The sequence below is a fragment of the Leisingera sp. CC-HEC096 genome, assembly GCF_059429235.1.
Map to the genome: position 1 here is coordinate 331708 of NZ_JCAIJS010000001.1, position 13456 is coordinate 345163.

At 64.1% G+C, this 13456-nt stretch carries 13 protein-coding genes; 8 read left to right on the forward strand and 5 right to left on the reverse strand.

Annotated elements, in window-relative coordinates; genetic code table 11:
• Nucleotides 1–17: 17 nt before the first annotated feature.
• The 3 genes from AC5STI_RS01630 to AC5STI_RS01640 form a co-directional block, all read right to left on the reverse strand.
• The gene (locus tag AC5STI_RS01630) at nt 18–491 is read right to left on the reverse strand and encodes a GNAT family N-acetyltransferase (protein WP_495445353.1); all 474 of its coding nucleotides are present in this window, start codon (nt 489–491) and stop codon (nt 18–20) included.
• Nucleotides 492–576: 85 nt separating this feature from the next.
• Nucleotides 577–1353, reverse strand: a complete 777-nt coding sequence (locus AC5STI_RS01635) for a Bax inhibitor-1/YccA family protein (protein WP_495445354.1) — start codon at nt 1351–1353, stop codon at nt 577–579.
• A 196-nt stretch (nt 1354–1549) separates the two neighbouring features.
• Nucleotides 1550–1771 (reverse strand): DUF1127 domain-containing protein, encoded by a 222-nt coding sequence (locus tag AC5STI_RS01640; protein ID WP_495445355.1) that lies wholly within the window; start codon nt 1769–1771, stop codon nt 1550–1552.
• A 125-nt stretch (nt 1772–1896) separates the two neighbouring features.
• Between AC5STI_RS01640 and AC5STI_RS01645 the strand changes: the two genes are divergently transcribed.
• A complete protein-coding gene (locus AC5STI_RS01645; RefSeq protein WP_495445356.1) occupies nt 1897–2778 on the forward strand; it encodes a LysR family transcriptional regulator in 882 nt (293 codons plus the stop codon).
• 250 nt (nt 2779–3028) lie between these two features.
• Here AC5STI_RS01645 and AC5STI_RS01650 read toward each other — a convergent pair whose 3' ends face one another.
• Nucleotides 3029–3997, reverse strand: a complete 969-nt coding sequence (locus AC5STI_RS01650) for an NADPH:quinone oxidoreductase family protein (protein ID WP_495445357.1) — start codon at nt 3995–3997, stop codon at nt 3029–3031.
• Nucleotides 3998–4349: 352 nt separating this feature from the next.
• Here AC5STI_RS01650 and AC5STI_RS01655 point away from each other — a divergent pair, with 352 nt between their 5' ends.
• From AC5STI_RS01655 to AC5STI_RS01665, 3 genes are all read left to right on the forward strand, one after another.
• On the forward strand, nt 4350–4721 hold the full coding sequence (locus tag AC5STI_RS01655) for a helix-turn-helix domain-containing protein (protein ID WP_039168241.1): 372 nt from the start codon (nt 4350–4352) through the stop codon (nt 4719–4721).
• A 98-nt stretch (nt 4722–4819) separates the two neighbouring features.
• Nucleotides 4820–5611, forward strand: coding sequence for a histidinol-phosphatase (gene hisN / locus AC5STI_RS01660; protein WP_495445358.1), 792 nt, complete (start codon nt 4820–4822; stop codon nt 5609–5611).
• A gap of 118 nt (nt 5612–5729) precedes the next feature.
• On the forward strand, nt 5730–7064 hold the full coding sequence (locus AC5STI_RS01665) for an 8-oxoguanine deaminase (RefSeq protein ID WP_495445359.1): 1335 nt from the start codon (nt 5730–5732) through the stop codon (nt 7062–7064).
• Between the two features lie 64 nt (nt 7065–7128).
• Here the strand turns inward: AC5STI_RS01665 and guaD are convergent, their stop codons facing one another.
• A complete protein-coding gene (gene guaD, locus AC5STI_RS01670; RefSeq protein ID WP_495445360.1) occupies nt 7129–8415 on the reverse strand; it encodes a guanine deaminase in 1287 nt (428 codons plus the stop codon).
• Between the two features lie 145 nt (nt 8416–8560).
• Here guaD and mgtE point away from each other — a divergent pair, with 145 nt between their 5' ends.
• The 4 genes from mgtE (at nt 8561) to AC5STI_RS01690 (ending at nt 13440) form a co-directional block, all read left to right on the forward strand.
• A complete protein-coding gene (gene mgtE / locus AC5STI_RS01675) occupies nt 8561–9949 on the forward strand; it encodes a magnesium transporter (RefSeq protein ID WP_495445361.1) in 1389 nt (462 codons plus the stop codon).
• A gap of 9 nt (nt 9950–9958) precedes the next feature.
• Nucleotides 9959–10522 (forward strand): 5-formyltetrahydrofolate cyclo-ligase, encoded by a 564-nt coding sequence (locus tag AC5STI_RS01680; protein ID WP_495445362.1) that lies wholly within the window; start codon nt 9959–9961, stop codon nt 10520–10522.
• Nucleotides 10523–10636: 114 nt separating this feature from the next.
• Complete coding sequence (locus tag AC5STI_RS01685) at nt 10637–11449, forward strand: TIGR00282 family metallophosphoesterase (protein WP_475050978.1); 813 nt, start codon at nt 10637–10639, stop codon at nt 11447–11449.
• Nucleotides 11450–11661: 212 nt separating this feature from the next.
• Nucleotides 11662–13440, forward strand: coding sequence for an SLC13 family permease (locus AC5STI_RS01690; RefSeq protein WP_475050979.1), 1779 nt, complete (start codon nt 11662–11664; stop codon nt 13438–13440).
• Nucleotides 13441–13456: the final 16 nt, after the last annotated feature.

The following is a 13456-nucleotide window of genomic DNA, read 5'->3' on the forward strand; positions in this document are numbered from 1 at the left end:
TGAGCTAGCACCGGGCCTTAGGCGCGCCATTCTGCCAGGGTCAGCACCGGCTCCATTCCCATACCCTGCATCAGCGCCGCTGAGGCGGTATTGAAAGGCGCATAGGTGGCGGCAACAACGGTTGCGCCAGCCTCAAGCGCACGGGCCTTCATTGCCTCGACCAATGCCTTGCCAACGCCCATCCTGCGCCAGGCCTCGGTGACCGAGATGTGGTGCAGCATGGCGCGCGTTTCGGCGGCGCGGAGCGGCAGGGCAGGGCGTTCCTGCAACTCGCAGATCAGATAACCCAGCAGGGTTCCCTGCGGGCTCTCTGCGGCCAGTGCAAAGACGTTGTCCTCACTTAGCCAGTCCTGCAGCCATTCGGCCAGACCGCCGCTGCCCGGTGCCGGAATATGGCGCTCTGGCTGATGGGTGACGTGCAGCGCGTGCAAATCCTGCAGCATCGGCACCAGCCGCTCTGCCTCAGTGGCGGGAATCTCAATGATATTCACGGGGTAAACCTTGTTATTGTTGTTGAAACGAGAAGGGGCGGATCTGTGCGATCCGCCCCTTGCTGTGCCTGGTATGGAATTGCGCTTATTCGCGGTTGCCAAGCAGCTGGAGCAGCATCATGAACATGTTGATGAAGTCCAGATACAGGCTCAGCGCGCCCATGATCGCGGACTTCGCCAGCCATTCCTGGTCGCCCGCGTGGGCCATCTGCAGGTAGTCGTTCTTGATGCGCTGAGTGTCATGGGCGGTGAGGCCCGCAAAGATCAGCACGCCGATCACCGAGATCGCAAACGCCATGGCCGACGACGCCAGGAAGATGTTGACGATCGAGGCCACGATCAGGCCGATCAGGCCCATGATCAGGAAGGCGCCCATGCCGCTGAGGTCCTTCTTGGTGGTGTAGCCCACCAGCGAAAGACCCGCAAAGGCGATGGAGGTGATCAGGAACACCTGCACGATGCTCTCGCCGGTGAAGACCAGGAAGATCGAGCTGATAGACAGGCCCATCACGGTGGCAAAGACGTAGAACAGCAGCTGCACGCCCGCTGCGGACATACGGTTTGCTGCGGCGCCGATGCCGAACACAAAGGCCAGCGGGGCGAACATGATGACCCACTTCAGCGGCGAGGCATAAAGCGCATAGCCGACATTGGTCAGGTACTTGTCAGCACTCAGCTGCGCCACGGCGTTTGCCGGGTCGGTGGTGACGGCCAGCCCGGCAATTGCCCAGGCGGCCAGGAAGGTGATGAACGTGCCTGCCGCCATGGTGGCGTAGACTTTGTTCATATGGGCGCGCAGGCCCTCATCAATCTGCGCGGCGCGGGCGCCGGCGGCAGACCGGATGGTGTCAAACTGTGCCATTCTCAATGGTCTCCGTAATCTACTCCCTTGCTGCCCGCGCGCGAATGGAGCCGCGGCCGGCAGCTTTCCCGGTAAATATCGGGCGAAGCGCGTTGCGGTTCAAGTATTTCGGACCAAGAAATGCATGAAAAAAGCGAGTAAACGGGCCGCTGTTCAGCGGCCCGCCGGTAAAGGCGCATACAGGTGGTACTGCCGCTTAGCGCAGCCAGTGCTCCGGCGCGCTCCAGAACCCGCGGCGGGCTTCGGCCTCGGCGTCTGCCCGGGTCAGCCCGATGTCCTTGAGCGCCCGGTCGTCCAGCGCTGCCAGCTGGTCCCGCTGGCGCCGGACGGACCAGAGCAGACGCAGGCGGCTGAGCAGTGAACGATGCGGCGCCCGGGTTGTGCAGCTGGCGGGGCAGGGGGCTGTTGCATGGGTCATGGCGAAGGTCCTTCAGTTAAGTTTGTGATGCTTCCCTTTTGGGTGATCAATTGTATTGATGAATATGGGCACCTGTGGCATATTTTGAAAACGAATGTTTTTGATGGAATGCATCAGGTGTTGTGATGGTGAGAAATCTCGATATTACCACGCTCCGCTCTTTTGTGGCGGTGGCGGACAATGGCGGCGTGACCCGGGCGGCAGGTTTTCTGCATCTCACCCAGTCGGCCGTCTCCATGCAGCTGAAGCGGCTGGAGGAATTGCTGGGAGTGGACCTGCTGGACCGCTCCGGCCGCACCATCGCGCTGACGGCGGAGGGCGAGCAGATGCTGGGCTATGCCCGCAAGATGGTCGCGCTGAACGACGAGGTGATCGGCAGGCTGACCGATCAGGCCTATGAAGGCGAGGTGCTGTTCGGCGTGCCGCATGATGTGGTGCACCCGGTGATCCCGAAGGTGCTGAAGCGGTTCAACCTCAGCTACCCGCGGGTGAATGTGAATCTCTGCACCTCCAACACCCGCGACCTCAAGGCGGAGTTCGGGCGCGGCGCCTTTGATCTGATCCTGACCACCGAAACCGGAGCGGGTGAGGGTGGCGAGACGATCCATAGCATGCCGCTGCGCTGGGTCGGCGCGCCGGACGGATCGGTCTGGCGGCAGCGCCCCCTGCGGCTCGGGTTTTGCCGAAACTGCAGCTTCCGCCCGGTGGCAACCTCGGCGCTGGATGAAGCGGGCATCGAATGGGAAATGGCGCTCGACAGTGACTCCGACCGCACGGTCGAAGCAACGGTCAGCGCCGATCTTGCGGTTGGCGTGCTGCTGGAGGGCACCCAGCCGGGCTATCAGGAACTGATCGACCAGGGCTGCGGCCTGCCGGATCTTCCTATGCAGCACATCAACCTCTACGGAGCCGAGCGGGTGCGCGCGCCCTATGTTGAGGAACTGGCCGAATTCATCCGCCAGGGCTTCCAGGGGCTGTGGTCGGCGCCGTTGCGCGCAGCCAGCTGACATACCAGAACACGGGCCGGGCCGTTTGCCGGGTCAGCAAGCGCGGAGGCAAGCAGGAGAAGCCGGCGGGGGTGCTCCCGCGCCCGCAGGCGGCCCTGGCTTCGCCAGCGCATCCTTGGCGGCCTTGGGCCAGGCTCAGCGCCACAGGCGCTGAGCCTGGCCCAACGGGAGCGGTGCATTGGCAGATGCACCGGCGACGGGCGGGAACTGCCCGGCAGGAAACTGTTCCGCAGTTAGCCGTTCCGAACAGTCAGCTGCTGGTGCCGGTGGTGATCACGACCTTGCCGGTGGATTTGCGGCTGCGCAGCAGCTCCAGCCCTTCGCCTGCCCGTTCCAGGGGCAGAATGTGGCTGATGTGCGGCTTGATGCGGCCCTCGCCATGCCAGGCAAACAGCGTCTCAAAGGAGCGCCGCACCGCCTCGGGGCGGAACTTCATGTAACCGCCCAGGTAAAAGCCGATGACCGTCAGGTTCTTCACCAGCAGGTGGTTGGCCGGGATCTGCGGCACCTCGCCGCCTGCAAAGCCCACCGGCAGCAGCCGTGCGCCGGGGTTCGCGGACCGGAAGGCGGCCTTCCACACATCGCCGCCCACAGCGTCATAGACCACATCGGCGCCGCCAAGCGCCTTGACCGCGCTGCGCAGGTCTTCGCTCGCGTCGATCAGATGATCCGCTCCGGCGGCTGCTGCCACCTCCAGCTTTTCCTGGCCACGGGCATGGGCGATCACTGTCGCCCCCATCAGCTTGCCGATCTCAACTGCGGTCAGCCCCACACCGCCCGCAGCTCCCGTCACCAGCAGTGTCTCGCCAGGCTGCAACCGGGCGCAGTGATCCAGCGCCATATGGCTGGTGCCGTAGGCGATTTGCATCGCCGCGGCATGTTCAAAACTCATCGTATCGGGAATGCGGATCAGCCGCGCGGCATCAAACACCCCTGCCTCCGCCAGGCCGCCGGAGCCGCCGAACACCGCCACCCGGTCGCCAATCGTAAAGCCGCCAGTCCCGTCGCCAAGCGCCGTTACCACACCGGCAGCCTCCAGCCCCAAGGTGAAGGGCGGCTCCGGAGTGTCCTGATAACTGCCTTTCATCATTAGCAGGTCGGCAAAGTTCAGGCCGCAGGCCCGCAGCGCGACCGCCGCCTCCCCGGGACCCGGCGGCGGGCATCCGGTTTCGGTCAGGGCCGCCTGCCGGTCAAAGCCGGAAACTTGGTAAGCCAGCATAGTTTCTCCTCACCTTTTGCGGGAACAGAAATGATTCGCAGGGCCACACTGCCGGGCCTCCGCACCCGGGCACACCTCGCTATTTCTGGGGAGGTACGCGATCGGCAGCCGCTTGGCAATAAAACGTTTAGAAAAATGATACGTGAAATCATGCGCTTGACCTCCTCAACCCCGCCGCGGGCGACGGCAGTCTTGCAATCAATCGCAAGGGTTGTACACTTTTGCATAGAGGTTGATCTCAGATCGCTCTGATGGGGAACCTGTTCAGGGGCAAGAATTGAAGGCGTCAGAACAGGTTATAGGAATGCAGCGGTCCGGGTTGCGGCCGGATTTTAGAGACTAGGAGAAACGCATGGCTCATCCCGTTGACGTGCATGTGGGAAAGCGCATCCGCCACCGCCGGTGGCTGATCGGCATGACGCAGCAGCAGCTTGCCGAACAGGTCGGCATCAAATTTCAGCAAATCCAGAAGTATGAAACCGGTGCCAACCGGGTCAGCGCGTCCCGCCTGTGGGATATTTCCGACGCCCTTGAGGTGCCGGTGAGCTTCTTCTTCGAGGGCCTCCAGGAAGAGGGCAAAGCCCCGGCCGAAAAGGCCGCTGTGCCGGAGGATCTGATGGGTGACAAGGAAGCACTCGATCTGGTGCGGTCCTACTACGCGATCCCGGAAAACCAGCGCCGCCGCCTGTTTGAACTGGCCCGCGTGCTGAGCGACGCCGCCTGAAACCTGGACGGGTCCTGAACGGCCATTGCTGCGCAAGTCCGGCCTGGTGCTGTGATTTGCGCTTGCAATGAAACCGGCCGGGTGGCACCCGTTCAAGCATGACACAGGCCGCATATTCCGATCTCGACGTTGCACACAGGATGGCAGACGCAGCCCGCTCTGCCATCCTTCCGCATTTCCGCAGCACCTCCTTAAGCGCTGAAAACAAGCTGGCAGGCGGGTTTGATCCCGTTACCGTGGCTGATCGCGCGGCGGAGCAGGCGATGCGCGCTGTGCTGGCAGAGTTGCGGCCCGCGGACGGCATCCTGGGCGAGGAGTTCGGTGCTGAGCCCGGCAGCTCTGGCCGCACCTGGGTACTGGACCCGATCGACGGCACCCGCGGCTTCATCAGCGGGACGCCGACTTGGGGCGTGCTGATTGCGCTGGCGGATGAAAACGGCCCGTTCCTGGGTGTGATCGACCAGCCCTACACGGGCGAGCGGTTTTGCGGCGGCCCGGAAATTGCGGTGATGACCGGTCCGCTGGGCGAACGGCCTCTGCAGACCCGCGCCACCGCGGCACTTGAAGACGCTGTTCTCTTCACAACCTTTCCCGAAGTCGGCACTGCCGAGGAACGGGCTGGGTTCGAGCGGGTCTCAGCCCGCGCCAAGCTGACGCGCTATGGTACCGATTGCTATGCTTATGCCCTGGTGGCGGCAGGGCAGGTGGACCTGGTGATCGAGGCGGGTCTGAACGCCTATGACATTCAGGCGCCGATTGCACTGATCCAGGCGGCGGGCGGCATCGTCACCGACTGGCAGGGCAATCCGGCGCATGAGGGCGGCCGTGCCCTCGCTGCGGCCAATTCACAGATTCACGCCGCCGCGCTGGAGCTGCTACGCCAGGCGTGACAGGGTTGAACCCGGCTCCGCAGGCTTGTACTCTGCGCATCAGGCCGGTTCTTTGCCCGTTTTCCATCGGCCAATCACACATTCCACTGAAGCGGGCTGCCAAAAGGAGTGTGTGACGATGGCAGAAATCCTGATTCAAAATGCCGATACCATCCTGACGATGGACGACGCGCGCCGTGTGCTGCATGGCGCTGATGTCCTGATCCGGGACGGCGGGATTGCCGCGGTAGGGCAGGGGCTGGAGACCAATGGCGAGACCGTCTCGGGCCGTGGCTGCGTGGTGACGCCCGGCCTGGTCAATACCCACCACCATCTCTACCAGAATCTCACCCGGGCGGTGCCGGGCGCGCAGGACGCGCTGCTGTTCGGCTGGCTGCAGCGGCTGTATCCGGTCTGGGCGCGGTTCACTCCGGACGAGATGTTCGTCTCTGCCCAGCTGGGCCTCGCGGAACTGGCGCTGTCGGGCTGCACCCTCAGCTCCGACCACCTGTATCTCTATCCCAACGGCTCCCGGCTGGAGGACACCATTCACGCTGCCCGCGATGTGGGCTTGCGCTTCCATCCGACCCGCGGCGCCATGAGCATCGGCGAAAGCGACGGCGGCCTGCCGCCCGACAGCCTGGTCGAAGATGAGCGCGCCATTCTCGATGACATGATCCGGGTGGTGGACGCCTTTCATGATCCGTCCGAAGGCTCCATGTGCCGTGTCGGCCTGGCGCCCTGTTCGCCCTTTTCCGTCAGCCGCGAGCTGATGCGCGATGCCGCGCTGCTGGCCCGGGAAAAAGGGGTGATGCTGCACACCCACCTGGCCGAAAACGACGAAGACATCGCCTATTCCGAGGCGCAATTCGGCTGCCGCCCCGGCCAATATGCCGAGGAGCTCGGGTGGACCGGCGATGACGTCTGGCACGCGCATTGCGTCAAGCTCGACGTGCAAGAGATTGATCTTTTTGCCAGAACCCGCACGGGCGTGGCGCATTGCCCTTGTTCCAACTGCCGCCTTGGCAGCGGTATCGCCCCGGTGCGCGCGATGCGCGACGCAGGCGTGCCGGTCGGGCTGGGGGTGGACGGCTCCGCCAGCAACGACATGGCCAGCCTCAGCGCCGAGGCGCGCCAGGCCATGCTGCTGCAGCGGGTCGCCAACGGCGCCGATGCGATGAGCGCCTATGAAACGCTGGAGATCGCCACCCGCGGCGGCGCCGATGTGCTGGGCCGCCCCGACTGCGGCCGGCTGGAACCCGGCAAGCGCGCGGACATCGCCATCTGGGATACCACCGGTATCGCCTCCAGCGGCAGCTGGGACCCGGCGGCCTTGCTGCTGGCTGGTCCAACCCAGGTCAAACACCTCTTCGTGGAAGGCAAGCAGATCATCCGCGGCGGCGAGCTCACCACTCTCGACCTGCCGCGCCTGATCGAGCGCCACGGCCAGCTTGCGCAACGGCTGATGCTGTAGAGGATCCGTCCTTCATCTGGCTGAAAGTATCCCCGCCGGAGGCAGAGGCGCGCCAGCGCCTCTCCTAAACCCGGCGGCCACCAATCCAGACTTCGGAAATGGCCCGGTCATCGCCCATCATGATGGTCGGGAACACTGCTTCCCAGACATCTTCAGCCCTCTCCGACCTCTGGGAGATAGCCGGGGTCGAGGCTAGGTCCAGCACCACCAGATCCGCTTCCATGCCTGCCTTGATATTGCCGATCTTCCCGTCCATCCGCAGCGCCACGGCAGACCCTTGGGTCGCCAGCCACAACAGCTGAGCCGCGTGCAGGGGCGTACCGCGCAGCTGGCCGATTTCATAAGCCGCCGCCATTGTGCGCAGCATCGAAAAGCTCGATCCGCCGCCGGTGTCGGTCGCAAGGCCGATCCGCTGGCCCTCGGCCATCAGCCCGGCCATGTCGAACAGGCCCGATCCTATGAAGGTGTTGGACGTCGGGCAATGGATCAGCGCTGCGCCGTATTCGCGCAGCCGGTGCCGTTCACGCTCCTCCAGATGGATGGCGTGGCCGTAGAGCCCCTTGGCGCCCAGCAGGCCGAATTCCTCATAGGTGTCCAGGTAATCCCGCGCTTGCGGAAACAGCTCCCGGACCCAGGCAATCTCATCGGTCTGCTCGCTCAGATGCGTCTGCATCAGGCACTCCGGGTGCTTGCCCCAAAGCGCGCCCATCGCCTCCAGCTGCTCCGGCGTCGAAGTGGGGGAGAACCGAGGTGTGATGGCGTATTCCAAACGGTCCACCCCGTGCCAGCGTCCGATCAACGCCTCCGAGTCGTCATAGGCTGACTGCGCGGTGTCCCGCAGGCCCTCCGGCGCGTTTCGGTCCATGCAGGTCTTGCCCGCAGCCACCCGCTGGCCGCGCGCCTGAGCAGCGGTGAAGAAAGCATCGACGCTTTCGGGGTGGATGGTGCAATAGCTGCAGACCGTGGTGGTGCCATGCGCCGCGGTCAGTTCCAGATAGCGCGCGGCGATTTCATCGGCATAGGCCCGGTCCGCAAACCGCATTTCCTCCGGAAAGGTATAGCTGTTCAGCCAGTCGATCAGCCGCTTGCCCCAGCTGGCGATGATCGCGGTCTGCGGGTAATGCACATGGGCATCGACAAAGCCGGCCAGGATCAGATTCTGCCCGTGATCGCGCACCTCAGCCCCCGGCAGCAGCGCCTGCATCTCGGATAGCGTGCCGGTGCCCGTAATCACCCCGTTCTGCACCGCCACCGCCTCCTGCAGCCGGGCCGCATCTTCCGGGCTGCCACCGGTAAAGGGGGAGCGGGTATAGGACAGCACCTGTCCTTTCAGGATGACTCCGGTGCCCATTCGTTCAACCCTTTCCTTGCAAATCAGCGCAACGCAGGATACCCGCGCATCAGCTCCGGACAGAATATGCCATTGTCATTGTTTTCCGGTAGCGGCTTCTTCTATTTTGCAGGCAAATACTCACATAATATCCCGGGGGCATCACATGAGCAGCGGCGACAACATCTCCGGCGACCTGTCTCAGGACGACGCCTATGATCTGGACCGCAAGCTGGTCGCACAGATCCTGGAAGCGGTGGAGCAGGGCGATCAGCAGACTCTGACCGAGCTGCTGGAAGACCTGCACGCCGCCGACATCGCCGACCTTCTGGAACAGATCGATTCAGCCGAACGGACCCGGCTGATCCACCTCTACGACCGGGAGTTCGACGGCGAAATCCTCTCGGAGCTGGACGACAGCATCCGCGAGGAAGTGATCTCCATCCTCAAACCCGCGGTTCTGGCCGAGGCGGTGCGGGAGCTGGAAAGCGACGATGTGGTCGACCTCCTGGAAGACCTGGAGGAGCCGCAGCAGGAAGCCATCCTCGAGGTGCTGGAAGACGCCGACCGGGTCGCGGTCGAGCAGTCGCTGAGCTATCCGGAAAACTCCGCAGGCCGCCTGATGCAGCGCGAAGTGGTGATGGCGCCGGAACACTGGAACGTCGGCCAGGCCATTGATTACATGCGCGCATCCGACGATCTGCCGGAACAATTCTATCACGTGGTGGTGGTCGACCCGCGCGCGCATCCGGTCGGCAACGTGACCCTGGGACGGATCATGTCCTCCAAGCGCGAGGTGCCGCTGACCGATCTGCTGGAAGAGACCTTCCAGGTCATTCCGGCGGATCAGGACGAGGAAGACGTCGCCTATGCCTTCAACCAGTACCACTTGATTTCGGCCCCGGTGGTCGACGACGAGGGCCGCCTGGTCGGGGTGATTACCATCGACGACGCGATGATCGTGCTGGACGAGGAGCACGAGGAGGACATCCTGCGCCTGGCCGGTGTCGGCGAGGAAAGCTCGCTGGCCGACAAGGTGATCGAGACCACCAAGCGCCGGTTCCCCTGGCTGGCGGTGAACCTGGTGACGGCGGTGCTGGCCTCGCTGGTGATCGCGCTGTTCGAGGACACTATCGCCCAGTTTGTGGCGCTGGCGGTGCTGATGCCGATTGTCGCCTCCATGGGCGGCAATGCCGGCACCCAGTCGCTGACTGTGGCGGTGCGCGCGATTGCCACCCGCGACCTCACCGGCTCCAACGTCTGGCGGGTGATCCGGCGTGAGGTGCTGGTGGGGCTGGTCAACGGGGTGATCTTTGCGGTGGTGATGGCAGTTGTCGGCATCGCGTGGTTCGGCTCGCCTGTGCTGGGCGGCGTGATTGCCGTCGCGATGGTGATCAATCTGGTCGTCGCCGGGCTCGCAGGCACGGTGATCCCGGTTTTACTGGAGAAAGCCGGAATTGACCCGGCGCTGGCTTCAGGCGCCTTTGTGACCACGGTGACCGATGTGGTCGGCTTCTTTGCCTTCCTCGGCCTCGCCGCCGCCGTACTGCTGTAGGAGACCGCCATGACGGATCTGACTGAAATCAAGGCCGCCGCCCGCAAGGCTGCCTTCGCCCGCCGCAAGGAGGCGCACGCCCGCAACATCCCAGGTGCGGCAGGCCACCTGTCGGAGGTGCTGGCCGGCTACCGCGGCGTGCCGCTGTCGGGCTACATGCCGATCCGCACCGAAATCGACCCGCTGCCCGCGATGGCCGAGGCCGCCGCGCATGGGCCTGTCGGCGTGCCGGTGATCATGGCCGCGGGCCAGCCCCTTCAGTTCAGCCGCTGGCAGCCCGATGGGCCGCTGCGCGAAGGCCCGTTCGGCGCCATGGTGCCCGAGGCTGACGACTTCTTTGAGCCGGAAATCCTGATTGTGCCGCTGGTTGCCTTTGATGCCAAGGGCGGACGGCTGGGGTACGGCGGCGGTTTCTACGACCGCACGCTGGAACTGCTGCGCGGCAAGCGGGCGACGCTGGCGATCGGCTTTGCCTTTGACGCCCAGGAGGCCGAGGACCTGCCGCTGGAGCCCACCGACCAGCCTCTGGACATGATCGTCACCGAGAGCCGCGTGCTGCAATTCAGCCGCTGACGCGGGCCAGGCAGCCAGGATTTTCACAAAAAACCCTGGCAAAACTTTTCAGAAAAGTTTTGAGCGCCCGCCGCGGGACTTGTCCTGCCGGGCGCATCCGCGTACCACGCCGCAATGCGAATTCTGTTTCTAGGCGATGTGATGGGCCGCGCCGGGCGCCGCGCCGTCACCGAAAACCTGCCGCGGCTGCGTGACGAGTGGCGGCTCGATTTTGTTGTGGTGAACGGCGAAAATGCCTCCAATGGCATGGGGCTGAGCGGCGAGCACGCCAAGCTGCTGCTGGATGCGGGTGTCGACTGCCTGACGCTCGGCGATCATGCCTTCGACCAGAAGGACATGCTGCAGTACATCGAGAAAGAGCCGCGCATCATCCGGCCGCTGAACTTTGCCAAGGGCGCGCCGGGCCGCGGCTACCGGCTGTTCAACGCGCCGGGCGGGCGCAAGGTGCTGGTGGTGCAGGTGCTGGGACAGGTTTTCATGAAACGCGCCTTCGATGATCCCTTCGGCGCGGTGGAGGCAGTGCTGAAATCACACCCGCGCGGCGGGCTCGCTCAGGCGGTCATCGTCGACATGCATTGCGAGGCCACATCCGAGAAAATGGCGATGGGCCATTTCTGCAATGGCCGCGCCTCCCTGGTCGCGGGCACGCACACCCATGTGCCGACCGCAGACGCACAGATCCTCTCCGAAGGCACCGGCTACCTGACCGACGCTGGCATGTGCGGCGATTACAATTCGGTCATCGGCATGGACAAGGCCGAACCGATGCGCCGTTTCCTGACCGGAATGCCGAAGACACGCTTTTCCCCGGCAAATGGCGAAGCCACCCTGTCCGGTGTCTTTGTTGAAACCGACGACCGGACCGGTGCGGCCAAACAGATTCGCATGGTGCGCAACGGCGGGCTGCTGCAGGAAGCGCTGCCCTGAGCGGGATGAAACCCTTGCGAAGATGTTCGAAGGCGGAAGGATCGGCCGGAAAAGAAGGGATTTACTGCATATTCTCCTGAATGGCGCCGGAGGAGCCGCTGTAAATGCGGAAATCCTTGCTCCGCCAAAGGGTTTCGGGGAGACTGCGCGATGGCGGCGCGCCGCCCCGCGCGCTAAACCCGCGTTAATCAATATGGGCGTAGTCACGGCACATGCAGTTTATCCAACTTGGTGACACCGGCAGCGCGTTTCTGGCGCTTGCAATTGTCCTGGCCATGTTTGTGGCGTTCCTGCGGGAAACCTACCCGACTGAAGTGGTGGCGCTGACCGGCGTTGCGGCGATGCTGGCCACCGGCGTGCTGCCCTACAGCGCGGCGCTGCCGGTGCTGGCCAACCCGGCGCCGTGGACCATTGCCGCGATGTTCATCATCATGGGTGCCCTGGTGCGCACCGGCGCGCTCGATGCTTTCACCCAGGCAGCCAAGAAGCAGGCGGGTGTCAACCCGAAGCTTGCAGTGGGCCTGCTGATGGCTTTTGTGGTTTCCGCGTCGGCGGTGGTCTCCAATACCCCTGTGGTGGTGGTGATGATCCCGGTGTTCATCCAGATTGCCCGCACTCTCAATGTCTCGGCCTCCAAGATGCTGATCCCGCTCAGCTATGCGGCGATCCTCGGCGGCACGCTGACGCTGATCGGCACTTCGACCAACCTGCTGGTGGACGGTGTCGCCCGGGCGCAAGGCCTGAAACCCTTCACCATTTTTGAAGTTACCCCGCTGGGGCTGATCCTGGTTGCCTATGGCATGGTCTATTTGCGCTTCATCGCGCCGCGGCTGCTGCCGGCCCGCGACAGCATGGCCTCGCTGCTCAGCGACAAATCGAAGATGAAGTTCTTCACCGAGGCCGTGATCCCGCCTGAAAGCAACCTGATCGGCCGCGAAGTCACCGGCGTGCAGCTGTTCAAACGCCCGGGTGTGCGGCTGATCGACGTGATCCGCGGAGATGCCTCGCTGCGCCGCAATCTCGAAGGGGTGGAGCTGCAGGTCGGCGACCGTGTCGTTCTGCGCACCCGGATGACCGAGCTTTTGAGCCTGCAAAGCAACAAGGAGCTGAAGCGGGTCGATCAGGTCTCCGCGGTGGAGACCCAGACCGTAGAGGTGCTGATCACCCCGGGCTGCCGCATGGTCGGCCGCTCGCTTGGCGCCCTGCGCCTGCGCCGCCGCTATGGCGTTTATACGCTGGCAGTGCACCGGCGGAACCAGAATATCGGCGTGCAGCTCGACGACCTTGTGGTCCGGATCGGCGACACCCTGCTGCTGGAGGGCGCTCCCGCCGACATCCAGCGCCTGGCGTCGGATATGGATCTGGCGGATGTCTCTCAGCCGACCCAGCGCGCCTACCGCCGCAGCCACGCGCCGATTGCGGTTGTGGCGCTGTTCAGCATCGTGGTTCTGGCGGCCTTTGGGGTTGCGCCGATCCTGATGCTGTCGGTGCTGTCTGTGTCGCTTGTGTTCATCACCCGCTGCATCGACGCGGACGAGGCGTTTTCCTTTGTCGACGGGCGGCTATTGGCGCTGATCTTCTCGATGCTGGCGATTGGTGCGGCACTGGAAAGCTCCGGCGCCGTCAGCCTGATCGTCAACGCCATTGCTCCGGCCCTGTCGATGCTGCCGCCGTTCCTGCTGGTCTGGGCGGTTTACCTGCTGACCTCGGTGCTGACCGAGCTGGTGTCCAACAACGCGGTCGCAGTGGTCGTCACACCGATCGCCATCGGCCTGGCGCAGGCCATGGGTGTCGATCCGCGGCCGCTGGTGGTGGCGGTGATGGTCGCGGCTTCGGCCTCCTTTGCGACTCCGATCGGATATCAGACCAATACGCTGGTCTACGGGCCCGGCGGCTATAAATTCACCGATTTCCTGCGCGTCGGCATCCCTCTGAACCTGACCGTCGGCATGCTGGCCTCGGTGATCATCCCCTTCATCTGGCCGCTCTGATCAAGGACAAAGTGAC